At 44.3% G+C, this 24,560-nt stretch carries 19 protein-coding genes and 2 tRNA genes; 16 read left to right on the forward strand and 5 right to left on the reverse strand.

What is annotated here, in order from left to right; all coding sequences use genetic code 11:
* Nucleotides 1-2: 2 nt before the first annotated feature.
* On the reverse strand, nucleotides 3-2,195 hold the full coding sequence (locus tag WH95_RS07230) for a marine proteobacterial sortase target protein (protein WP_218044466.1): 2,193 nt from the start codon (nucleotides 2,193-2,195) through the stop codon (nucleotides 3-5).
* 294 nt (nucleotides 2,196-2,489) lie between these two features.
* Nucleotides 2,490-4,481, reverse strand: a complete 1,992-nt coding sequence (gene parE / locus WH95_RS07235; protein ID WP_046505010.1) for a DNA topoisomerase IV subunit B — start codon at nucleotides 4,479-4,481, stop codon at nucleotides 2,490-2,492.
* Nucleotides 4,482-4,789: 308 nt separating this feature from the next.
* On the opposite strand from parE, the gene WH95_RS07240 reads away from it, so the two are divergent.
* From WH95_RS07240 to WH95_RS07250, 4 genes are all read left to right on the forward strand, one after another.
* Entirely contained in the window at nucleotides 4,790-5,173 is a 384-nt protein-coding gene (locus WH95_RS07240) for a hypothetical protein (protein ID WP_046505013.1), read from the forward strand.
* A 399-nt stretch (nucleotides 5,174-5,572) separates the two neighbouring features.
* Nucleotides 5,573-5,737: a hypothetical protein gene (locus WH95_RS21265; protein ID WP_020593633.1), complete on the forward strand. Its 165-nt coding sequence runs from the start codon at nucleotides 5,573-5,575 to the stop codon at nucleotides 5,735-5,737.
* An 802-nt stretch (nucleotides 5,738-6,539) separates the two neighbouring features.
* Nucleotides 6,540-7,013 carry a FecR family protein gene (locus WH95_RS07245; protein WP_052741858.1) on the forward strand — a complete coding sequence of 158 codons (474 nt, stop codon included), beginning with the start codon at nucleotides 6,540-6,542 and terminating at the stop codon, nucleotides 7,011-7,013.
* A 26-nt stretch (nucleotides 7,014-7,039) separates the two neighbouring features.
* Entirely contained in the window at nucleotides 7,040-7,645 is a 606-nt protein-coding gene (locus WH95_RS07250) for an OmpA family protein (RefSeq protein ID WP_046505015.1), read from the forward strand.
* Nucleotides 7,646-7,675: 30 nt separating this feature from the next.
* On the opposite strand, the gene WH95_RS07255 is transcribed toward WH95_RS07250, so the two are convergent.
* Entirely contained in the window at nucleotides 7,676-9,736 is a 2,061-nt protein-coding gene (locus WH95_RS07255) for a CHASE2 domain-containing protein (RefSeq protein WP_046505018.1), read from the reverse strand.
* A gap of 220 nt (nucleotides 9,737-9,956) precedes the next feature.
* On the opposite strand from WH95_RS07255, the gene WH95_RS07260 reads away from it, so the two are divergent.
* Nucleotides 9,957-10,583, forward strand: coding sequence for a response regulator transcription factor (locus WH95_RS07260; RefSeq protein ID WP_046505021.1), 627 nt, complete (start codon nucleotides 9,957-9,959; stop codon nucleotides 10,581-10,583).
* A 267-nt stretch (nucleotides 10,584-10,850) separates the two neighbouring features.
* Here WH95_RS07260 and glnA read toward each other — a convergent pair whose 3' ends face one another.
* Both glnA and WH95_RS07270 read right to left on the reverse strand, forming a co-directional pair.
* On the reverse strand, nucleotides 10,851-12,260 hold the full coding sequence (glnA, locus tag WH95_RS07265) for a type I glutamate--ammonia ligase (RefSeq protein ID WP_046505024.1): 1,410 nt from the start codon (nucleotides 12,258-12,260) through the stop codon (nucleotides 10,851-10,853).
* A 58-nt stretch (nucleotides 12,261-12,318) separates the two neighbouring features.
* Nucleotides 12,319-12,657: a P-II family nitrogen regulator gene (locus WH95_RS07270; protein ID WP_046505026.1), complete on the reverse strand. Its 339-nt coding sequence runs from the start codon at nucleotides 12,655-12,657 to the stop codon at nucleotides 12,319-12,321.
* Between the two features lie 533 nt (nucleotides 12,658-13,190).
* Here WH95_RS07270 and WH95_RS07275 point away from each other — a divergent pair.
* From WH95_RS07275 to lon, 11 genes are all read left to right on the forward strand, one after another.
* Nucleotides 13,191-13,267 (forward strand) — tRNA-His (locus WH95_RS07275).
* Nucleotides 13,268-13,437: 170 nt separating this feature from the next.
* A complete protein-coding gene (locus tag WH95_RS07280; RefSeq protein ID WP_046505028.1) occupies nucleotides 13,438-13,791 on the forward strand; it encodes a PilZ domain-containing protein in 354 nt (117 codons plus the stop codon).
* 107 nt (nucleotides 13,792-13,898) lie between these two features.
* Nucleotides 13,899-14,873: a tetratricopeptide repeat protein gene (locus tag WH95_RS20480; protein WP_052741859.1), complete on the forward strand. Its 975-nt coding sequence runs from the start codon at nucleotides 13,899-13,901 to the stop codon at nucleotides 14,871-14,873.
* Between the two features lie 162 nt (nucleotides 14,874-15,035).
* Nucleotides 15,036-16,541, forward strand: coding sequence for a bifunctional ADP-dependent NAD(P)H-hydrate dehydratase/NAD(P)H-hydrate epimerase (locus WH95_RS07290; RefSeq protein ID WP_046505032.1), 1,506 nt, complete (start codon nucleotides 15,036-15,038; stop codon nucleotides 16,539-16,541).
* Nucleotides 16,542-16,677: 136 nt separating this feature from the next.
* On the forward strand, nucleotides 16,678-16,929 hold the full coding sequence (locus WH95_RS07295) for a hypothetical protein (RefSeq protein ID WP_046505035.1): 252 nt from the start codon (nucleotides 16,678-16,680) through the stop codon (nucleotides 16,927-16,929).
* Nucleotides 16,930-17,260: 331 nt separating this feature from the next.
* The gene (locus tag WH95_RS07300) at nucleotides 17,261-18,004 is read left to right on the forward strand and encodes a DUF4197 domain-containing protein (RefSeq protein ID WP_046505038.1); all 744 of its coding nucleotides are present in this window, start codon (nucleotides 17,261-17,263) and stop codon (nucleotides 18,002-18,004) included.
* A 149-nt stretch (nucleotides 18,005-18,153) separates the two neighbouring features.
* Nucleotides 18,154-18,238, forward strand: a tRNA-Leu gene (locus WH95_RS07305).
* Between the two features lie 105 nt (nucleotides 18,239-18,343).
* Nucleotides 18,344-19,771 carry a trigger factor gene (tig, locus tag WH95_RS07310; protein WP_046505040.1) on the forward strand — a complete coding sequence of 476 codons (1,428 nt, stop codon included), beginning with the start codon at nucleotides 18,344-18,346 and terminating at the stop codon, nucleotides 19,769-19,771.
* A gap of 147 nt (nucleotides 19,772-19,918) precedes the next feature.
* Nucleotides 19,919-20,563, forward strand: coding sequence for an ATP-dependent Clp endopeptidase proteolytic subunit ClpP (gene clpP, locus WH95_RS07315; RefSeq protein WP_046505041.1), 645 nt, complete (start codon nucleotides 19,919-19,921; stop codon nucleotides 20,561-20,563).
* 187 nt (nucleotides 20,564-20,750) lie between these two features.
* Nucleotides 20,751-22,016: an ATP-dependent Clp protease ATP-binding subunit ClpX gene (clpX, locus tag WH95_RS07320; protein ID WP_046505043.1), complete on the forward strand. Its 1,266-nt coding sequence runs from the start codon at nucleotides 20,751-20,753 to the stop codon at nucleotides 22,014-22,016.
* Between the two features lie 134 nt (nucleotides 22,017-22,150).
* Nucleotides 22,151-24,550 (forward strand): endopeptidase La, encoded by a 2,400-nt coding sequence (gene lon, locus WH95_RS07325; protein ID WP_046505045.1) that lies wholly within the window; start codon nucleotides 22,151-22,153, stop codon nucleotides 24,548-24,550.
* Nucleotides 24,551-24,560 lie beyond the last annotated feature (10 nt).

The following is a 24,560-nucleotide window of genomic DNA, read 5'->3' on the forward strand; positions in this document are numbered from 1 at the left end:
GATTATGGACGGTGCCCGTTTGTAAGCATTTTACGTGACACCAGCATGAACAATACGGTGGCAAGCAACAGTAGAATGCCGAGAATCATTTTTAATTCCGCAGTTGTTGCTGTGGCAGGTAAGGGGATCGATTTAGCCTTTGCAAATGTAGGGCTTTCCAACGGGGCATCACTGGCTGCCAAGCTATAGAGCGGTGAGACACTGGCCTCTTTCTGTGGTTCAGGTTCAGAGGCATAATCTGGTCCGAAAACCTTCTCAAAGTCCCATCCTGCCGGCAGATTCAACGCGATTTTCTGGCTAGAATAATCTTTATCAGCTGGCCTTGTCGGTGTGATATCAACGGCAACGAGGCTGGTCATTTTGCTGATTAAACCATATTTCATGGCGGTATTGAGTATGTCCTGATCAAGAACATCCCAGTTATCGGCCTGAAAATACTGGCCTTCTATTTCTGTAATTTTTCTTCTACCCCAAAGTTTACCGATACCAGTGCCTTGCTGTGCACTCTTTAAAGGCAATTTAATTGTCCAGGGCTGATTGGCGAACTGGCCGGAAATATCCAGTGTTTCCTTGGTTGGTTGAGTTGCGGTTTTTGTTTTTGCCAGAATAACGACGGGCTCGCCGCTATAGAGATCAGGCAGTTGGCTTGGACTCATTTCGACGTTGTTTTCTTCGGGCTGGTTTCTTGTCGGCCAGTCTGCCTTGAGGTCTGTGAGTACGGGGGTTTCAAGCTTTGTGAATAGCTCATTCATACGGGATCTGACCTGTTGCTCAGATCCGATGTGGGTAAAGGTGCCTTTACCATAGCTCGACGCGCGGTTCATAAAGTGACTGTTGGGGGCAGAGCCAATACCAACAGTGAAAATTCTGGACCGCCCCCGCTTTTTGACAATGGTGTCAAACATCTGTTTCTCATTGCCAATGGCCCCGTCCGTGAGGAAGATGATTTGGCGCAGGGTGGATTTATCGTGGGGTGTCTGATCTCCGAGTGCAGCCTCCAGCGCGGGCAGCATTTCTGTTCCCCCATCGGCTTCGAGCGATGAGACAAACCTTTTTGCGATATCGAGATTGCCCGTGTTGGCTTCAAGGGCTGAGGGGAAAAGGACTTCGTAGGTATCATCGAACCTGATAACGTTAAAGCGGTCCTGATTTTGCAGCTTTGCAAGCGCTAAAAGCAAGCTTTCCTTTGCCTGTCTCATGGATGGGCCAGCCATAGAGCCAGAGTTATCAATAACAAAAATGACTTCCCTGTTCGGGGTTGGTATCTCGTCCTGCGCAAGTTGTGCGAGTTTTGGCGGGGTAACAAAGGCAAGGAAATAGTCATCCTGACCAATGGTTTCCTTGAAAAGAGCGACGCGTGGTGATTGCTTGGGTTCAGCTTTCCAGTTGAGCTCAAAATCGCGATCTGCTGGTACAACTTGGTCGCTGAGTGACACTTTGACCTGATCTTTGGATTTATAATCGGTCACAATGTTATGAAACGGGCTTTTGATTTCCCCAATAGGAAAGCCTGAAGCCAGATTAACGTTCAGAGATACGGGATTACTTTTAGCCTGTTTTTCGGGATTTAAAACGGGAGAGGTTATCTCTTCGCGATCAGGCACGGGGTCTTTAACTGTTCCCCACTGTTCATCGTTCTCAAAATTGACACTTTCGACGATGCGTGGTTTGGGATTGTAGCGCGGGGCTGCGACCATTGGGAAACGGAGAGAGAAAAGGCCATTTGATTGTCTAACGGTCTCTTGGTACTCAATCTGTACGACGACGATCTCTTGCGGTCCTATGTTTGCGACTGAATTGGTAAAGAGATTGGGGCGCAACTGTTCTACCAAGCTTGCTTTTTTACCTTCTCTTTTGGCGTCGTCATAGATTTTGCGGGCTTCTTCTTTGGGTTTGATCACACCTTCGATAAAGCGATCGCCAATTTGCATTTTTAGTGTATCAACAGCGGATGTTTCGGGCAGGGGAAAAACATAAGTGCCTTCGACCCAACCATTTGACGGGTTTCTAAATCGCTGGGTTACTTTCGTGCGGGCGATTGGTCCATTGATGTCAATTTCGACATTAGTCGCAAGCTGAATGGCCTCGACCATCTTTCCGTCTTCTGTTGTTTTTAATAACAACGAACCCCTTTTCATATCGTTGGGCGAGACCAGTCCGTTTGCCATCGAACTGTTCACGCTGATAGCGATCATGAAAGAGGCTAACGCCATGAGAATAAATGGGAGAATAAATGGTGTTTTTGTAAAAAAGTTGATGTGTTGGGTCGTGATTTTTTTCAGCATGCCGCTGCCCTGCCATTAAAAAATAGAGTTGTTTTGTTTCTTTCTATTTCTTATCCCGCGGCTTTATGCCGAAAGGGAGAGGCTTTGTGACAAAAAAGGGGCAATGTTGCGGTGTGGAATACTGAGATTGAACACAATTCAGATAAAAAAGCACTGCTATCCAGTTGAATAGCAGTGCTTTTTGATTAAAGAATATCTGTAGTGCTAGATATCTATATCAGAAACGAATTTGGCGTTGTCCTGAATAAAATTAAACCGGAGTTCCGGCTTTTTACCCATCAGACAATTGACCCTGTCCGCTGCGGCTCTCTGGCTTTCAGCTGGATCAAAGTCATCATTGTGATGAACGGTAACTCGCAGAAGCGTTCTTTTTGCTGGATCCATTGTTGTTTCTTTAAGTTGTTTCGGCGGCATTTCACCGAGACCTTTAAAGCGACTGACCTCAACTTTTGCCCGTCCTGTCAGCTCGGTTTTCTCCAGCTCCAATCGATGCTCGTCATCCATGGCATAGACTGTTTTGCTTCCTTGGGTCAGCCTGTAAAGCGGCGGCATCGCAAGATAGAGGTGGCCGCTTTCGATGAGACCGGGCATTTCCTGATAGAAGAAAGTCATTAACAAAGATGCGATATGGGCACCGTCAACGTCAGCATCCGTCATGATGATGATACGTTCGTAACGAAGCTTGTCTTTGTCAAACTGTCCCTTGGTACCACAACCCAATGCCAAGGTGATATCCGCAATTTCCTGGTTTGCTTTGATTTTATCAGCCGTTGCAGAGGCAACGTTCAAAATTTTCCCGCGCAGGGGAAGGATCGCCTGTGTTTTCCTGTCCCTGGCCTGCTTTGCCGACCCACCAGCTGAATCGCCCTCGACCAGAAAAATTTCAGTGTCATTTGATCTGTTGCTGCTACAGTCTGCAAGCTTTCCGGGCAGGCGTACTTTACGTGTCGCAGTCTTACGGCTGGTTTCTTTATCCTGCCTTCTTCTGAGCCGGTCTTCACTGCGCTCTATAATACGTTCCAGCAAAATTCTGGAGCTTTCAGGATTACTGGCCAACCACAGATCAAAGTGATCTTTTATTGTTGCTTCAGTGAGTTTTGCGGCAAGAGGGGTTGCAAGCTTATCCTTGGTTTGTCCCTGAAATTGCGGATCTCTGATAAAGACGGAGAGAACCGAAATGCTGCCGTTCAAAAGGTCGTCGCCTGTAATCTGCGCTGCTTTTTTGATGCCTGTAAGTTCGCCATATGCCTTGAGGCCTTTTAATAGGCCGGTGCGCATACCGCTTTCGTGACTGCCGCCATCAGGCGTCGGGATTGTATTACAATAGGAATTGACGAATCCCTGTTCATCCCGTGGCCAGCAGATCGCCCACTCCGCACGCCCCTGACCATCTGAGAATTCTGCTTCACCAGCAAAGGATTCTGAGGTTAAAGCCGGACGTTCCCCGAGCTGCGAATCAATGAAATCTTTCAGGCCGTTGGGGAAGTGGATGACTTCGCTTGATGGAATGTTGCTGCCTTCGACAAGGGAAGGGTCGCATGTCCATCGAATTTGAACGCCTTTAAACAGATAGGCCTTTGATCTTGTCATCTTATAGAGACGGGCAGGCTGGAATTTACAGCCGGGTTCAAAGATTTCCGCATCAGGGTGGAATGAAATTGTTGTCCCACGCCTGTTGTTGGTTTTGCCAATCAGTTCCAGTTTGGTCAGCGGGTGACCTTTGCTGTATTCCTGTCGATAAATCTGTCTGTCCCTTGCCACCTCAACATACATTGAATCAGATAGGGCATTTACAACGGAAACACCGACACCATGAAGACCCCCGGATGTTGCGTAGGCATCCTGTGTGAATTTCGCGCCTGAGTGCAGGGTTGTCAGGATGACTTCCAGTGCAGATTTGTCTGTATATTTAGGGTGGGCGTCGACGGGAATACCACGTCCGTTGTCTTTGATCGTTATCTGGTTATCCAGGCCAAGCTCAATATCGATTCGTGTCGCATGCCCTGCAACAGCTTCGTCCATGGCATTGTCAAGAACCTCTGCAACAAGATGATGCATGGCGCGTTCATCGTTCCCGCCGATATACATGCCGGGGCGATGTCGAACAGGTTCCAAACCTTCGAGAACTTGAATATCCTTGGCTGAATAATCAACCGTGGTTTCATTAGTGGGGGCTGACTGAAATAGATCTGACATAAGAACATTATGTGTTGATGGCAGGGCTAAGGCAAGTTCGAGATGATGCTGAATTCACCTTTTGTTTCCCTCGTCAGTATTTTTTGTTCCTGATGGATATTTTAAAGGCTTCGTTGGCCTTGTGATTTCGCTGGAATTGCTTTCTTCTGTGTTTGGGTTCTGTGCTTGGATTCTCAAATATTTTCCTTTTCCAATGCTTGGGTTCTGATTGGTGAGTACTTCACCGGGTTGTGAGGAGTATTGTTGGGGTATCTCTGTTATAGATGGCTATCTGTAATAGGTTACAAGAAGCTCTTAGAGGGGAATCCATGCGGCGATTTGTTATTATTATCCGTTGTGCTTTGTTACCGCTGTTGGTGATTTTGGCTTTGCTCAAGCCTGTTGTTGCCGGGGAGGCGGATGTCGTTAAAGTTGAAGGGCATAAAGAGGGTGATCGGGGGTGGCGCTTTAATGTGACGGTGCGTCATGATGACACAGGGTGGGATCATTATGCCAATCGATGGGAAGTCATAACCGAAGACGGGACGATACTGGCCACGCGTGTGCTTCATCATCCCCATGAAAACGAGCAACCCTTTACCAGATCTTTATCCGGTGTTGAGATTCCCCAGGGCGTAAAAAAAGTTTTTATCAGGGCCCATGATAGCGTGCATGGCCATGGAGGACAGGTAAAACCTTTCGTTGTGGAATAAAATATTACAGAAAAACGACGGAAAAATACGTTGACATCGCCAAATTTTACACGACGGTAGTTGATTTTTTTTCTCACTTACATTATTTAATACTTGTGCATTGCACAAAGTGCCTTTGTTGAGTCTCCGTTCCGTTTCTTACTGCATAAGTCTCTATGTAGTCGACTGTCGGAATCGCCACAATTTGAGACGCTTTAAAAGATGTATGGATACAGAGCCATTTTATGATTTGAGATGGCGTTGTTTCTGACGTCTTTGCCCACGAAGGGTGTCAGGTTGTGATGGCTCTTGACGAGCTTTGGAGACCTTATTCTTCTACGGAAGAACTTAAATAATTATCTATTTACCTAGGACTACGGTTCTTGAGGTTATAAGTTGCCGGATCCTACGGAGGGATTAATGAGCGATCAGTCCAATACAAAGCCGGTTTCTGACCGGGTGTATGAGAAGAAAAAACGTAATTGTCTTAAGTGTCGGGAAAAGTTCGTGAGCGAATGGCCTGGCGAGCGTATTTGCAAGACCTGTAAGTCTTCTACCGCTTGGCGTGAAGGCATTGCAGCGTAAGTTTTGCAAACGATGACATACAACAAAAGCGCGTTCGTCTGATCGCGCTTTTGTTGTATGTGGATATTAAAAATCAGGTTTGAATTTGTTATGTGATTGATGTTTAAGGTTTTAAAACGTATTCAGATCAAAACTGTTCTAAACCCAAGTATTCTCTTAAACTAGAATATCAACACGGCTGCCTCGTCCGTCAGTTGGGGGAGCGAGCAGCTTTTTTCCTGTTGTATTTTCCGAATTTATGGTTTTGATCGTCTTTATTTCATCGCTAGGCTGTGTCGCAGGTTTAAACCCTGGGCCTCGGTTAGCTTGAGGTTCAGGGGTAATGATTGTTCCCGTCCGTGTGTAGAGAGGCGGAATATACATTAAAGCCTGCGAATAAAATTTTTGGTTATTAAATTTTAATTAAAATACCATGTAAATTTTTTCGTGTCCTGATGTTTTTGTCTTTTGTATATTTATGGTTGTTATTTTTGCGCAAATTTACCTTCTTTATATTGGAATTATAAAGGGCTAACATTGATTTTAAACTATTATAAATAGACATATGTGATGTAGTAAAATTTATGCTTTAGTATAAGGTATGTTAGAAAGTTCACAAGTAATGTAATTTAATAATTATGTTTTGTTGTGTGGTTTCTTATTAAAAGAATTTATATTATTCAGAGCTAAGTTTTTTGCTGATATGGTTTTATATAAGTTATAAAGTGTTCTTTGTTTTCTGGGGTTTTTACTTCTTATCCTATTTTGTTGACCAAAAGAATAAAGGTTCTCCTTTTGGTTATTGATTGAAGGTTGTGAAACTATGTTTCTTGTTAAAAAATTACGCGTTTCTTTTGTAACGTTAGCTCTTTTTTCTTTGCTTTTTGTTGCCCCTACAGGGGCACAGGCAGATGAAAATGCCATTGCATATGTGAAAGTGCTGAATGGCGCTTGCTACGTAGAGAGTGCAGGGGCCGAGCGAATTCTTCAAATCGGCGACCCTCTTTACAAAGATGATATTGTGAAAACCCGAAATGAGTCTTCGCTAGGGGTATCATTCAGAGATAATACCCTGGTTTCTTTGGGGAGTAATTCGTCTTTGAAGCTTAATAATTTTGAATTTGATCCTGATAACAAGAAGCTTGCATTTGCAGTTCAGCTTTTTGAGGGAACACTTTTATATATATCTGGAATTATTGCCAAACTGACAAAAAACCCTGATGAAGATTTGCAAATAACAACGCCTGCTGGAACGATTTCTGTTCGCGGTACTAAAATGTTTGTGCGTGCAGAATAATGTCAGTGGATAAGAGGGATCATTTTATGCCTAAATTAATGTCAAAAATCCTATTGTCAGCTTTATTTCTGGTGTTGGCTGGTTGTTCTGCACCTCGCGGTAATTATGTTATTTTGTTGCCCGAAGAGGACGGAAGCGTTGGCGAGGTCAGTGTTCGAAATGATGCTGGCGAGCAAACGATTTCATCTGTTAATACTGTCGTTGAAATTCCAGATAAGAAAGCGCCCAAAAAGCCAAGAGAACTGTCGAGTGACCTTGTTTCTAAGTTGGTTGCAGAAACGGAAGCAGCGCAACCTCCTAAGCCATTATCATTCTTTTTCTTTTTTGGGTTTGATAGCGCTGAGTTGACAGAAGAATCCAATGTAATCTTTGAATCTGTTTTAGCGGAAATTGCGACCAGAGAAACGGTAGATATCAGCCTTATTGGGCACGCAGACTCTATTGGTGCTACTGATTACAATAAGGAACTTGGGCTTCGCAGAGCTGGTAATTTACGTGATAGATTAATTGAAAATGGAATTGATGGCGGTTCTATTGATATTAAATCTCTGGGCGAGGAAAATCCGCTTGGCGATGGTGAGGGGCAGGGGGGAAGAGCCTTTAATCGCAGGGTAGATATGGTTTTACGGTAAAGTGCCAGATCGATATCTAACAGATAATTTCTAGTGATTAAGGGGGAGAGTAAACTTAAAGGTTGCTCCCCCTTTTTTGTTGTCTTCTACCCATAAGTTACCGCCCCAAGCCTCTATAATTGAGCGACTGATTGCGAGGCCGAGCCCTGTACCCTGTTCCTTTGTCGTAAAGAAGGGCTTGAAGAGATCTTTTTTCTGATCGGGGGTTAGTCCAGGACCGGTGTCGCTAATGGCGACCTCAATCATTCCCTTGGGATTTTCGCGGGTTGAAATCAGCAGTTCATGATCATTTCTGTCGATTTCTTCGGTTGCTTGTTTTGCATTTCGTATAAGATTTAACAGCACTTGGTGTAGTTGTATTTCGTTTGCTGTGCCGTTAGGAAGCTCTAGGGAAAGGTCTGTCTTTATATAAAATTTCTCTCCTAAACTTGAATCATTAAACAATTCAATTTCTTCTAAAATTATCTTATTGATGTTGAGTGCAGAAAGGTGGGATTTACCCGTCTCTGCTGCATCTCTGATTGTTCGTAATATTTCGTTGCCACGGTCAGCTTGTTTAAGAATTTTTTCTAAAACGGGTTTGATCGTTTCTTGATCAAGATTATCCTTGTCGAGGATTTTTTTTGCTGCGTTGGTAAAGTTATAAATGGCTGCAAGGGGTTGATTTAGTTCGTGTGCAATGGATGAAGACAGTTTTTGCACCGAACTTTTACCAATTGTATGTAGTAATTCATTTTGTAGTTTTCTGATCCTTGCTTCTTTTTCTCGCTCTTTTTGCGTTGCTATTTTAGCCTCTTTTCTTCTGCGTGCTTGTTCAGTTACAAAGCCTGTAGATACGGAAATCACGAACATGATTAATGTGAATATCAAAGGCAGGGAAAGGTCAAATAGAGCTGACCTAAAGACAAACAGACTGGAAGAGATAAGTACGGATGCCCAGCACATCACTGCAAATGTTACAGTGACTTCCAATGCTCCGTGTCGTTTGTGAACTACAAGAAAAATAATACCGATTAGAAGTAAATAACTTAGTTCTATCCAGAAAAAAGAGGATGGGCGCTCAAGAAGACTGTTGGTCAGCATGTTGTCTAATGCTTGTGCATGTATTTCCAAGCCGGATAAATTTGATCCGACAGGTGTCAGTGTATAATCAGCTATACCAAGTGCCGTTACACCCAAGATGACAATTTTATCCCTGAACAAGGTGTTGTTAATGGTGCCTGTAAGGATATCGTTGGCAGATACCTTGCTGTAATCAGAATTTTTGCTGAAATAAATCCAGGGTTTACCACGGTTGCTCTTAGCCAAGTTGAATGAATTTAATTCAATATTTTTGAGTTTGTTGTTTTCTGCTGTCAGTTTTATTTCAGTGGCATCATTAATAAGGCGCAGGGTTTCAATCTCTAGTGATGGAATGATTGTGCCATTTACATTGTAAAGTAATGGGAGTTGGCGAATTATACCGTCTCGTTCTGCTGCCAGGTTGTTAACGCCTTGTGTCGTAACTTTTTCCAGTTGTTCTATATTTCTGAGAACATAATTAAAACGCGGTAAAGTGGATCTGACGTCCCCTCCATACATTGTTATACTGGTCGTGGTCTCTATTGGGGCTCGTTGATCTGTGCCGTAACCTGTAGCCATGCCCAGAATTACAGGGTGTCCCTGAAGAGAGCTTGCAAAAATATCATCGTAGGAAGGGAGATTATGTTTGTGCAGCTTGAGTTGTCTTGCGAGAGCCGGATTGTTCTCGATGATTAGACTGGGTGATGTTCTGTCAAGTTCAGGGAAAACAATATCAATTGCCAATGCGCGGGGTGATTGCCCTAGTATATTATCTGTAAGTTCTGCAAGAATATTTCTCTGCCAAGGCCATTGTCCTTTTGCCTTTAGGCTCGTTTCATCAATTTCGACTAAAACTATTTCTTCAGTTCTGGTCTGATTTGGGTTTATTTTTTGAAATACATCAAAGGTGTTGTGGCGCAGGATTCTAATTGCCCAAGGGTCTGAAACTTTAAGGGCGATCACACAAAGCAAAACCACTACCAATATCGTAGTTGTTTTTGAAACGGCTTTGGTCGCAAATGTCAGCATTTAATATTGTCGATTGTCCTAGGGGTAAGATTTTGGCCGAGTTGTTTCAGAGTTTGTCGGGGTCAAATTTATGCAGGTTGTGCTTCGGAAGGCAAACTAGAACTTGTTGTCTTTCTTATTGTTGTAAATAATGCTTAGAAGGCTTTGGAATATTTGAATACCTATATGATGGTTTGTTGTAGAGTTATACTAAGATCAAAGGGTTTTGCAGAGAAACGATATGTATATATACATTATTGATGACGATGACGCTGTACGTGAATCTACTGAATTGCTTTTAAGCACATCTTCATTTGAAGCTTCTATTCGGACCTTTGCATCGGCTGAGGAATTCTTTGCTGAAGACCTTCTTGGTCATTCCGGTTGTATTTTACTGGATATCAGGATGCCGGGAATGGATGGTGTTGAGGCGTTAAAGAAAATTACGGCATCAGATAGTAATCTTGTTGTTGTTATGATTTCAGGACATGGGGATATTCCAAAAGCTGTAGAGACAATGAAGGCTGGTGCCTTTAGCTTTGTTGAAAAGCCTTTTTCCGATACTGCAATTACCGAGATTGTGACCTCTGCGCTAGAGCAAAGTGAAGCGCAACAGGAGGAAGCAGAACTTAGAACTCATGCTGTTAGTGCTATCGATAAGCTTACGCCACGAGAAAAAGAGGTTCTTGATAAGCTTGTTCTGGGGCTTTTGAACAAGGTTATAGCTTATGAGTTGGGTATTAGTACCAGAACAGTCGAGGTTCACCGGGCCAGAATAATGGAAAAGTTGGATGTCAGAAGCTTGCCGGAAATGGTCAGGCTCTGCTTATTGGCCGAAGGAAAAGATAAAGCCTTGGCAGCTAATTAAGTACCTTTTCTTTGTGGCGCTAGATACACCCTCTGCAAAAGGGGGTATCACTTCGGGGGGATCTGAAGTGACTTTGCTATAGGGCATACCTAGCTACTCAAGAAATAAGAAGAATAGCTTTCGTTTGTAATTGATTGATTTACGTAGATAGAATTACCTATAAAGCACAAAAGCCCCCGATTATTCGGGGGCTTTTGTTTCATATATTATCCCTTCAAGTCGTAACTTTAAGTCAAAAAACTTGGGGGTAATCGTTTTATTTAAGCATTAGGCGCTGTAATACATATCGAACTCAACAGGGTGAGGCGTCATTTCAAAGCGCTGTACTTCTTCCCATTTCAGGTTGATGTATGCTTCGATTTGATCTTTCGAGAATACGTCACCTGCAAGCAGGAATTCGTTATCTGCTTCCAGCGCTTCCAGAGCTTCTCTAAGAGAGCCGCAAACTGTTGGGATATCTTTGAGCTCTTCCGCTGGCAGATCATAAAGATCTTTGTCCATCGCATCACCAGGGTGGATTTTGTTGCGAATACCGTCAAGGCCAGCCATCAGAAGGGCTGAGAATGCCAGATATGGGTTTGCAACTGGATCCGGGAAGCGAACTTCAACACGTTTTGCTTTCGGGTTTGAACCGTGTGGAATACGACAAGATGCAGAACGATTGCGTGCGGAGTATGCAAGAAGCACAGGTGCCTCAAAACCAGGAACAAGACGCTTGTAGCTGTTTGTTGATGGGTTTGTGAAAGCGTTCAGGGCCTTTGCGTGTTTGATGACGCCGCCAATGTAGTGCAGGCAAGTTTCGGACAGGCCTGCGTAGTTTTCACCAGCAAAAGTTGGTTTGCCATCTTTCCAGATTGATTGGTGACAGTGCATACCGGAACCGTTATCGCCAGCGACTGGTTTTGGCATAAAGGTGGCGGTTTTACCATAAGCATGCGCCACGTTTTGGACGACATATTTATAGATCTGCAGCTCATCAGCAGCACGTACAAGTGTGTTGAATTTAACGCCCAGTTCATGCTGTGACGGGGCAACTTCGTGGTGATGCTTTTCTGCTTCAACGCCCATAGCTTTAAGAACTGTGGTCATTTCTGCCCGAAGATCGATACCGGTATCAACGGGACCAACAGGAACGTAACCACCTTTAACGCGAGGACGATGACCAGAGTTGCCGCCGTCAATTTCTGCGCGTGTCATGTGTGGAGATTCTTCATCATCGAGCTGGAAGAATGTGCTGTGGCTGTTTGTGTCGAATTGAACATTATCAAAAACGAAGAATTCTGCTTCTGGGCCGAAGTAAACGGTATCACCAATGCCTGTGGATTGAAGGTAAGCTTCTGCACGTTCTGCTGTTGCGCGTGGGTCACGATTGTAAAGTTGGCCTGAATCCGGCTCGTAAACAGTACAAGTCAGAATCATTTGAGCTTGAGCAGAGAATGGATCCATAACTGCTGATGACAGATCTGGTTTGATGATCATGTCAGATTCGTTAATTGCTCTCCAGCCTTCGATAGAAGAGCCATCAAACAAGATGCCGTCTTCCAGTTCGTCTTCTCCAACTGCAGAAGCACACATAGTCATGTGGTGCCATTTACCGCGCGGGTCTGTGAAACGGTAATCAACGAATTCAACTTCATTTTCCTTGATCATATCAAGGACTGTCTTTACGTCAGCCATAAGCTCTTTCCTTTGTAGTAAAGTATTTCTTTATGGGATGTGTTGTTATTTGGTGTGATTAGATGGCGTCGCCGCCGCGTTCGCCAGTTCTGATGCGAATAACTTCTTCGATGTTGCTTACAAAAATTTTGCCATCACCGATGCGACCCGTTTGGGCTGCTTGTTGTATTGCTTCGGTCGCGCGTTCTGCCAACTCGTCTTCAAGAACGATTTCAACTTTTACTTTGGGTAAAAAGTCAACCACGTACTCAGCGCCACGATAAAGCTCTGTGTGGCCCTTTTGGCGGCCGAAACCTTTGGCTTCAGTCACGGTGATACCATTAATACCGACTTCATGAAGGGCTTCTTTCACTTCGTCGAGTTTAAAAGGTTTAATGATCGCTTCGATCTTTTTCATTTGTCCGAATGCTCCAGCATCAGTAGGGGGCGGCTCTTTCGTCCATATTGTTATGCCCCCTTTACTGCATGATGCATGCCAACTTTGGAATCCTTAATTTTAGGGATATATAAAATCCAACAGAGTATTGGTGGTTATTTATTAGGCAGTTTTTGCCTAATACTTAGGCAAGGTGACTTTTGTTGATTATATTCGGGTCATTCCATGCTAGGCGAGGGTTATAAGGATAACGTTATGGGGCTAGGGGCGGTGCGTTGTTTTAATGATTCTATTCAGTGCGAAGATGTGTGTCGAATCCTGCATTTATTATTTCTTTCGAAAAAAAAGAGAGACCATAAGGCAATTGATATATTGCTGATATGTTAAGTTTTTACTTTATTTCACTCTTATTCCGGCTCGGTTGTTCTCCTGAATAATAAGTGGAGAGAGAAAACAATTTTCTTTACCTGTGCAGTAGCGCTTGACGGCTTCGCTCTATGTGTATAAAAGCTCGCTCATCGGTAACGAAATTGCGTTACCTCGTTGACCTTGTGGTGGCTGTAGCTCAGTTGGTTAGAGCACCGGTTTGTGGTACCGGGGGTCGGGGGTTCAAGTCCCCTCAGCCACCCCATGTCAATGTTGATTATTATGATGCGGTAACCGATTGGGTGGCCGCTTTTTTTGTATCTTCTTTTAATCACAGTTTAGTTATCGACAGCCCTGTTTTTATTAACGACTGATTAGCTTGTTTTGATTTATCATTAATTTGACATAATTGTTTCATTAATGAAGGCATGTGTGATGGAAAATAACGCGATCGCTGGTGAAGACAGACGCCAGGCTCCCAGATTTCCGGCTTCTGAACCGATTTCCCTTAAAGTTGTTGATAGAGATGGTCAGGCAGTTATGACAACCATCGCTGATTTGTCTTTTGGTGGATTTTGTCTCAAGGGTAATCTTGGGGCCGATGTCGGTGAGGAAGTTACGTTGACCCATTCTATTGCAGGCGAATTCCTGGGCGAGGTGATGTGGCAAAGGGAGAATCAGATTGGCGTTCGTGTCATAATGTCTTCTGGTAATCGTGAAAAACTACTTCAATACACCTGTTTGGCGCTGTATCCAGACAAGGATATCCCCGAGCAAATCAGACCCTAAAGAAGTTTTAAATAATTTAATGATCATTAAGTGAAGGTCATTGTTGAGCCATATTGATCTAATATGTAGGTTCACTAACATAATTTAGATTCGTAGGTTTCAATCGTATGCGTAAGTCCCTTTGTAGTGTCTTTCTTGCAGGTGCAATGACACTCTCCTCGTTTAGTATCGTAAAAGCAGATGACTATCTGAATGGTGTTACTGCTTTCGAGCAAGGGGATCACGCGCTTGCCCTGTCATTCTGGTTGCCGCTGGCTGAGAATGGGCATGGAAAGGCTCAATACAGTCTGGGTAAGCTATACGAAACACCGGAATATGGTAGCGAACCGAAGTATGTTGAGGCAATAAAGTGGTATGAGGCTGCGGCGAATCAGGGTGTTGCTGCTGCTCAAAATAATCTTGGGCGTTTGTACGCTCAGGGGAAGGGTGTCGATGTAGATCGGGCAAAAGCTGTTGGTTATTGGCGTATGGCTTCGGAATCGAATCATCCAATGGCGCAATACAATCTTGGCCTTGCCCTCTTTCGCGGGGAAGGTGTTCCGCAAAATTTTGAGCGAGCTGTTTTCTGGTTTCATCAATCAGCAAATAACAACGTTTCTGGTGCTCAATACGCTCTTGGTGAAGTCTATCGTTTAGGATTATCTGTTCCTGTTGATCATAAGCAGGCCGAGAAATGGTATAGGGCTGCAGAGAAAAATGGTAATAAATCTGCGTCTGGCAGGCTGGTTGAACTTGCTCGTTTGGATACTGAACCAGAGATGAAGCAGGCTGTTGCCGGGAATTTGCCCCCTGAAGAGCCGGATGCATCATTTGCTCTTAAAGAAGAGAGTGATGACAGGCCGGGTGGTAGCAAAGAGAAGTCAGAGGTTAAGGTGGAAGCTGAGGTTGAAGTAATCGTTCCCAAGCCAGAACCAAAACCTGACTTAGAACCAGAACCTATTGAAACGGCCTCTGCTACATCTATTGATTTAATTGGACCGCTTAAGGATGATCGTACTTTTAGGCCCAAGAAAAATCCCCGGGGCTATGCTGGTGTTGGCAGTTTATTGGTACCAAAGCCCAAATCTAATCCGAGAAGATAAACTTTTTAAGCAATGTTTTTACAGGCTAATTTTGTCCTGTCGAAAACTCTTTGATCCTTTTGCCGCATATATCACCTAATAGGTGTCTATGTCATAGTCGCGGTGTGCACACGTGTTATGCTATGGGTTAGAAAGAATTTCTAACTGTTGTGGTTGTATAAAATGCTCGGGATTGATCATTCTCTTCTTAGTGTTCGCGATATGTATCTTGCTGATGATCTGGCAATGAAATCCGGCGTATCCGGCATTTCATTGATGGAAAAAGCAGGGCAGGCGGTTGCACGGGCCGTTTGCGATATGGTTCCTGAGGGGAGGGTGCTTGTGCTTTGTGGTCCCGGTAACAACGGCGGCGATGGTTTTGTCGCAGCAGCAGTGTTGGATGATCTGGGGTATGAAGTAAAACTCTATTCTATGGTGTCGATATCGGCGCTTAAGGGGGATGCGCTTTATTTTGCGAAGCGGTGGCAAGGAGATGTCGTGCATGAGCTTGGGGAGGCGAACTTTCAATCGGCAGATGTTATTGTTGACGCGCTTTTCGGGGCAGGCCTTGCGCGGCCTTTGGATCGAACGTGTTGTCGCTTCGCCGAGTGGTCACGAGGGCGTCGTGTGGTTTCTGTCGATATGCCAAGTGGCGTATCCGGTGATACGGGTGAGATCGTTGGGGATATTGCTTTTAGTGCAGAAAAAACAGTGACGTTTTTTATGAAAAAGACAGGGCATTGTCTTTATCCCGGTACAGATTTGTGTGGTGACATTATTGTTGCTGACATTGGTATTCCGAAAGAGGTCGAGGTAAAGCTGTCTTCACTGTCTGAAGAGAATTATTTGGCTAGAGAGAACCATCCGGACCTATGGTCAGACCAAATCCCTAGTTACTATTACAGCCGACACAAATATCATTTCGGGCATAGTCTTGTGTGGGGTGGGGAGATGTCGGGTGCCGGGCGTTTGGCAGCTATGTCAGCCCTGCGGGTTGGATCCGGTCTTGTGACTGTCTTGTGTTCAGAGGCCGACAGATTGGTTTATGCGTTAACTTCTCCGAGCCTTATTGTTGACGATCATAAAGATCACACTGAGTTAGTGGTGTTTATGAGGGATAGAAAAATCAGCGCTTTTGTTCTGGGGCCTGGGGTTTTGGGATCTAGGGCTGGTCGAGGTGATGATTTCAAATCTTTTGTTTCTGATGTTTTGAAGTCATGTCTTGTGCCTGTGGTCCTTGATGCTGATGGTATCAGTGTTTTTGAAGATAAGCCGGAACAATTGCTCTCTTTGTTAAGTGAGCAAGTAATCATTACGCCTCATGAAGGGGAGTTTAAAAGGATTTTCCCTGATGTTCGGGGAGGAAGGCTAGAGCGGGCGCGTTATGCTGCGGTCAAGGCTGGTTGTATTGTTGTTTTAAAGGGGGCAGATACCATCATTGCTGCGCCCGATGGTAGGGCGGTGATAAATACTAATGCGCCTTATTGGTTGGCCAAGGGCGGAACAGGGGATGTTCTTTCGGGTATTATTACGGGATTACTTGCGCAAGGGTTGTCTATATTTGATGCTGCTTGTGCAGGGGTGTGGTTGCATAGTGATGCTGCGTACAGGGCTGGTTCTGGGATGATTGCTGATGATTTGATCACTTGCATTGGGGCAAGTATGGCGCCCTTTAAGGACCCCAAATAGGTAGTGTAAATCTGTAACCCATTAGAGTTACAAAAAAATATATGGTTTTTGATCTATTTATTTACTTTTATTTAATAGCTATCGGCGATTATTGGTGCTGTCATGTATAGGAAGTGTTCGTATTTAGGGTTTAATTATGTCATTCGTTGATAGTCTATATAAGTTCAAACGCGACTCTGATGAAGTCAAAGTTGGTCACAAATATCGTTATGTGAATCCTCATCGTGTTGTGGAAACAGCTAGGGTTATTAATGTAAAGAAAGATACCTTTGGCATCCCACACGTACACTTTTCGATCTCTGTTGATGGAGATTCTAGCACCGGGTTTGAAGACTTTAGGACTCTTGGTCTTTCAAGCTTTTCCGAGCGTTACTGCGAAGCTGTTTAAGCTCTACTTACCTAGTTGATTACTCACCAGTAAATCCTCTTTTGGGCCTTGGACGGAATGTTCAGGGCCTTTTGCATGTGTGCCGTTTGGCGTGAGATGTGATTTATTTGGGTTTAATGTTTTACGTATATATACGCGCTTTTCGAATCTGTTATATGTGTAGATGTTTAGTTTCGCTCTTTACTCCTAGTTGTTTCATTGTTTGCGTCAGGAAATGTTTGTGTCTGGAAATCTAGACTTCTTTCTTTGCGCATTGAGTGAAACTTAAACTCAAGATCAACCATGAGCTACCTTCCGTAGGTAATTTCTTCATCAGGTTCGGAATTTTTTTATGTTCAATAAATCCATCACATTGTCTGCTGCTCTATCAATCTCTCTTTTTGCTTTGCCGGTACAGGCTGATTTGTTTAGCGAAGGGCTTAAGATCCTCAGTGGAGGGGAAACTAAGCAAGAAGGACAAAATCAAAGTAACTTGAGTGTCGGAGAGATTTCTTCCGGTCTGAAAGAAGCGTTACGTGTTGGTTCTGCTCGGGTCGTTGATCAGGTTAGTGTGAAGGATGGTTTTAATGGGGACAATAATATTCACATTCCTTTGCCGGAGAATCTAAAGAAAGTTCAGGGCGCATTGCAGACTGTTGGTTTGTCTTCTTTGGCCGATGATCTGGAACTCAAGCTTAATCGCGGTGCAGAAAAAGCATCTGTTGAAGCACGTGAACTTTTCCTGGATACGATTTCTGAAATGACACTGGAAGATGCACGGCGAATTTATGACGGGCGTAATGACGAAGCGACAAGGTATTTTCAGGAAAAGATGAGTCCTGAATTAAAGGAAAAATTTAAACCGATTATTGATCGGACGCTTTCTGAGGTCGGTGCGGTGAATAGCTACGAAGAAATGATTTCCAGCTATAAAGCGATTCCTTTTGTTCCGGATGTTAAGGCCGATTTGACGGATTATACCGTTTCAAAGGCGTTGGAAGGACTTTTTTACTATCTGGCAAAGGAGGAAGAGCAGATTCGTCAGAATCCGGTAGCTCGGACAACAGAGATTCTTGAAAATGTTTTTGGATCTTGATCATAAAATTAAGATTGGCAGTATTCTGGGGTTTTTTAACAAGTTGCCGAAAAACGTGATGAGAAAATCAAAAAAAAATTACAAAATTGAAAAGTCTTAGTTGCGTCCTCCGTAATGATGTATTAAACCCCTCCAAATCGAGACGAAATGCGGGTGTGGCGGAATTGGTAGACGCACCAGATTTAGGTTCTGGCGCCGAGAGGCGTGGAGGTTCAAGTCCTCTCACCCGCACCATTTCGAAACTAATTTGTTTGACCCTGGAAGGCCAGCGCTGCCCGGGCAGCTTGCTTTTGTCCTCCCAGGTCTTTTTTACGTGAAAATGAAAGGCGTCGCCGGCAAATGCAGGTAACTGAGACTAACGCGGAAAATCTGAAACGCGAATTTACGGTGGTCGTACCCGCCAATGACATCGACGCAAAAATCGATAGTCGTCTGGTTGAGCTGAGTTCTCAAGTCAAGCTCCCAGGCTTCCGTCCTGGCAAAATTCCAATGAAAATGATGAAGCAACGTTTCGGTAAATCCGTAATGGGCGAAGTCCTTGAAGCATTGGTGAATGAAACCTCTCAGGAAGTGATTTCAGAGCGTAGCCTTCGTCCTGCGATGCAGCCTAAAATCGAAGTTACTTCTTTTGATGATGGTAAAGATCTTGAGTATTCCATTGCTTTTGAAATCATCCCTGATATCGAGCCAATGGATTTCGCTAAACTGAAGCTAGAAAAGCTCTCTGTTGATGTTCCAGAGAAAGAAGTTGACGAATCTCTCGGTCGTATTGCTGAAAACCACAAAACAACTCAGCCGCTGAAGCGCAAGCGCAAAGCAAAAGAAGGCGATGTTGTTACTATCGACTTCAAGGGTACTGTTGGTGGTGAAGCTCTTCCTGGTATGGCCGGCGATGATTTCAAACTGGAACTTGGTTCTGGTCAATTCATTCCAGGCTTTGAAGAGCAAGTTGTTGGTGCGAACATCGATGATGATGTAACTGTAAACGTTACTTTCCCAGAAGGTTACGGTAACGAAAAGCTGTCCGGTCAGGATGCTGTCTTTGAGGTCAAAGTAAAAGACATCGAAGAAACTGTTGCTGCTGAAATCGATGACGCACTTGCAGAAAAGCTTGGTGAAGAGAACCTTGAAAAGCTTAAAGAGCGTGTTGCTGAGCAGGTTAAAGCTGAATATGACCGTATCGCACATTCTCACCTGAAGCGCGAAGTTCTTGATCAGCTTGCTGATAACCATGACTTTGATGTTCCTGAAGCAATGGTTGAAGCTGAATTTGACGGTATCTGGAAACAGATCGAAGCCGACAAAGAGCAAGGCAAGCTTGACGAAGAAGATGCTGCAAAATCTGAAGATGAGCTAAAAGCTGAGTACCAGGATATTGCTGTACGTCGTGTTCGTCTTGGCCTGCTTCTTTCAGAAGTTGGTAGCAAAAACGAAATTGATGTGACGCAAGAAGAACTAAACGCTGCTCTTCTTCAGGAAGCACGTAACTATCCAGGTCAAGAACAGGCTGTTTTCGAGTTCTATCAAAAGAATCCGCAGGCACTTGCCAACCTTCGTGCGCCTGTATTTGAAGACAAAGTTGTTGATTACATCGTTGATCTTGCAAAGGTTACAGAGAAGTCAATTTCTCCGGATGATCTGCGTAAGCAGATTGAAGCTGAAAATGAAGCTGTAACAAAAAAGAAGCCTGCTAAAAAAGCAGCAGCTAAAAAAGCGCCGGCCAAAAAGCCAGCTAAAAAAGCCGCTGCGAAAAAGGCAGATGCTTAAGGTCTAGATCGCCTTAATAAAACTAAACGTGTTGTATGGGTTGTGCGAATCTCTCGCGCAACCCATATTACTTTCTAGTGAGATATAGTTAACGAGCTTTATTTGTTAATTAATTATGCGACACGCGAATTACGTTGAGGGGAAGCTATGAGTGATCCACGCGATATATATATGAATACTCTCGTTCCTATGGTTGTTGAGCAAACAAGCCGCGGTGAACGGTCTTATGATATCTACTCAAGGCTTCTAAAAGAGCGAATTATCTTTCTAACTGGTCAAGTGAACGATCAGGTAGCAAGCCTTATATGCGCTCAATTGCTGTTCCTTGAATCTGATAATCCAAAGAAAGATATTTCTTTCTACATCAACTCTCCTGGTGGTGTAGTAACATCCGGTCTAGCAATGTATGACACCATGCAATACATAAAACCGGAAGTTTCCACTGTGTGTGTGGGGCAGGCTATGTCTGCGGGATCTTTATTGCTGATGTCCGGCGCAAAGGGTAAGCGTTTTGCTCTGCCGAATTCAAAGGTCATGATCCATCAACCTTCTGGAGGATTCCAGGGGCAGGTCACAGATATTGAGATTCATGCAAAAGATATCATCGATACCCGAGCCCGCCTGAACGCCCTCTATGCCGACCACTGTGGTCAGCCGATTGAGGTTATCGAGCAGGGAATGGAGCGTGATAACTTTATGACGCCTGAAGAAGCCAAAAATTTTGGTTTGATTGATGAGGTGATTTCTCATCGAGAAGCGGATGCAGGCGATAAGGACGATGCATCTAAATAATTAGTAATTTGATCAGCACTGGGAAGAGTTCATTAACGAAGCTTTGTTATCCTCACTATAAATGGCAGGTACTTTATTGGTAATTGTCGAGGTATTTTGCTTATTACATGGATTTTTCCCATTGTGCGGGTCGGGTCTGTCTGTCAACATGACCTATATTGGGAATTGATTTCGAGGCTCATAGGTAATGTCAAAATCGAGCGATAACGACTCGAAAAATACTCTCTACTGTTCCTTCTGTGGCAAGAGCCAGCATGAAGTTCGCAAGTTGATTGCGGGGCCCACCGTCTTTATTTGTGACGAGTGTGTCGAACTATGTATGGATATCATTCGTGAAGAACATAAATCATCATTGGTAAAATCTGGTGACGGGGTACCTTCGCCACAGGATATCTGTGATGTGTTAAACGATTATGTCATCGGGCAGGGGCACGCTAAAAAAGTCCTCTCTGTTGCTGTGCATAATCATTACAAACGTCTGGCACATGGGAACAAGTCTGGTGATGTAGAACTTGCCAAATCCAATATTATGCTCGTCGGGCCGACCGGTTGTGGTAAGACACTTCTGGCGCAAACACTGGCGAGAATTCTGGATGTTCCCTTTACCATGGCTGATGCGACGACATTGACCGAAGCAGGGTATGTTGGTGAAGATGTTGAGAATATCATTCTCAAGCTTCTGCAGTCTGCTGATTACAATGTTGAACGCGCTCAACGTGGTATCGTCTATATTGACGAGGTCGACAAGATCAGCCGGAAGTCTGATAACCCATCTATCACACGTGATGTGTCGGGTGAGGGGGTTCAGCAGGCGTTGTTGAAAATTATGGAAGGCACTGTTGCGTCTGTACCGCCACAGGGTGGGCGAAAGCATCCGCAACAGGAATTCCTTCAGGTTGATACAACGAACATCCTCTTTATCGTAGGGGGGGCTTTTGCGGGGCTGGATAAAATTATTTCTGGTCGTGGCAAAGGTTCGTCTATTGGTTTCGGGGCTGATGTTCAGGGGCCAGACGAGCGCAGAATGGGTGACATTCTTCGTGAAGTTGAGCCAGAAGATCTGTTGAAATTCGGTCTGATACCAGAATTCGTTGGTCGTCTGCCAGTTGTTGCGACGTTGGAAGATCTCGATGCGGATGCATTGGTTGAGATTCTGTCCCAGCCAAAGAATGCATTGGTTAAGCAGTATAAACGTCTGTTCGATATGGAAGATGTTTCGCTGACCTTTACTGACGGCGCTCTTTTGGGGATTGCTGAAAAGGCAATCGAACGAAAGACAGGTGCGCGTGGCCTGCGTTCTATCATGGAAGGTATTCTTCTTGATACCATGTATGAACTGCCAAGCCTTAAAGGTGTCGAGGAAATTGTTATTAATAGCGAAGTTGTAACCGGTAAGGCGCAACCTCTCTATATCTATGGTGATAGCAAGGAAGAGACCGGCACGGACGCGTAACTTTTAGAGGCCATTATTTCTTTAATGGCTTGAAGGTTAAGTACCTGTTCTTATCTATATAGTTGTTTATTTTATGGGGGGTGAGTGATCACCCCCTAGACTCTGTTTTTAAGCCAGCGAGCTTGTGAGGATATATGTTGGAAATTTCTCACGGTGATGTTTATCCCGTACTCCCTTTACGTGACATAGTTGTCTTCCCGCATATGATTGTTCCCCTATTTGTCGGACGTGATAAATCGGTTCGTGCGCTTGAAGATGTGATGAAGGAAGACAAGCAGATCCTGCTTGTGACACAAAAGAATGCATCCCAGGATGACCCAAGTCCGTCAGATATCTATACTGTCGGCACAATCGGTACGGTTCTTCAATTATTGAAGTTGCCTGATGGTACCGTGAAGGTTCTGGTCGAAGGCGCGCGTCGTGCGAAAATAACCAAATTTTCTGACAACGAAGATTTCTTCCAGGCTGAAGCTGAACCATTAGACGATGACGAGGGCGATGAAAGAGAACTGGATGCGCTTTCGAGAAGCGTTGTTTCCCAGTTCGAACAGTATATCAAGCTGAATAAAAAGATTCCGCCTGAAGTTCTGGTGTCAATTAATCAAATTGACGAATCTGGCAAGCTTGCTGATACAGTTGCATCACACCTTTCACTTAAAATTTCCGAGAAGCAGGAGCTTCTTGAGTGTGAAACGATTGCGGAGCGACTGGAAAAAATCTACGGCTTTATGGAAGGTGAGATTGGCGTCCTTCAAGTCGAAAAAAGAATCAGAAATCGCGTTAAACGCCAAATGGAGAAAACCCAACGTGAGTACTATTTGAATGAGCAGCTTAAAGCCATTCAAAAAGAACTTGGCGAAGGGGAAGATGGTCGGGATGAGCTTGCTGAACTTGAAGACAAGATCGCAAAAACCAAACTGACCAAGGAAGCCAGAGAGAAATCCACGACGGAACTGAAAAAGCTGCGCAACATGAGTCCTATGTCAGCGGAAGCAACTGTTGTGCGTAACTATCTCGACTGGATGCTTTCTATTCCATGGAAGAAACGTAGCAAAATTAAAAAAGACATTCCCAATGCTGGAAAGGTTCTGGATGAAGAACATTTTGGTTTGGAGAAAGTCAAAGAGCGTATTCTGGAATATTTGGCTGTTCAGCAGCGTATGCGTAAGGTCAAAGGACCGATTCTTTGTCTTGTTGGGCCGCCGGGTGTTGGTAAAACATCTTTAGGTAAATCGATTGCACGGGCGACCGGGCGTAACTTTGTCCGCATGAGTTTGGGTGGTGTTCGCGATGAATCAGAAGTGCGTGGCCATCGTCGTACCTATATCGGATCTATGCCGGGTAAAGTTATTCAGGGAATGAAGAAAGCGAAGTCTTCTAATCCGCTTTTCTTGTTGGATGAGATCGACAAACTGGGCAATGACTGGCGCGGTGATCCTTCTTCGGCATTGCTCGAAGTGCTTGATCCAGAGCAAAACAACACATTTAACGATCATTATCTCGAAGTTGATTATGATCTTTCAGACGTGATGTTCGTGACCACTGCAAACTCATTGCGTATGCCGCAACCTTTGCTTGATCGAATGGAAATCATTCGAATCCCCGGCTATACCGAGGATGAAAAGCTACAGATTGCAATCCGCCATCTGATTCCAAAACAGATGAAAGATCACGGTGTCAAAAAAGATGAATGGTCAATTGATGACGAAGCTCTTCGCAAGTTGATCCAGCATTATACCCGCGAAGCCGGGGTTCGTAATCTGGAGCGTGAAGTTGCGAAACTGTTGCGTAAAGCAGTCAAAGAAATCGAGATGGGAACAACCGATACCGTTCACGTGACTGTTGATAACCTGGGTGATTTTGCTGGTATTCAGCGTTATCGCTATGGCGAAGCCGAGCAAAAAGATCTTGTCGGTGTTGTTACTGGTCTTGCCTGGACAGAGGTTGGTGGTGAATTACTGACTATCGAATCTGTGACCGTTTCCGGGAAAGGTAAAGTTTCTGCGACGGGTAAACTTGGCGATGTGATGAAAGAATCCATCCAGGCTGCAGAATATTTTGTGAAGAGCCGTAGTTTGGAGTTTGGTATCAAACCATCTCTATTCGATAAAAAAGACATTCATGTGCATGTACCAGAGGGGGCGACTCCCAAAGACGGACCTTCGGCTGGTGTGGCAATGGTGACTTCTATCGTCTCAGTTTTGACGGGAACACCGATTCGACATGACGTCGCAATGACTGGTGAAGTTACATTGCGTGGCCGTGTGCTGCCTATCGGCGGTTTGAAAGAAAAAATGATGGCTGCTCTTCGCGGAAACATCAAAACGGTCATTATTCCGAAGGAAAATGAAAAAGATTTAGCTGATATTCCTGATAATGTACTTCAGGGACTCAAGGTAATACCTTGTTCTTCGGTCGATGAGGTCCTTAAAGAAGCGCTTTCAGAGAATCTGACGCCTATTGAGGATTGGAACGAAGCAAGTGATGCAGAAAAGCATCATGAAAGCGATCGTGAGGGGGTAATTACGCACTAGTTGTGCTTTT

It is taken from the genome of Kiloniella litopenaei, from assembly GCF_000982415.1.
Classification (GTDB): Bacteria; Pseudomonadota; Alphaproteobacteria; order Kiloniellales; family Kiloniellaceae; genus Kiloniella; species Kiloniella litopenaei.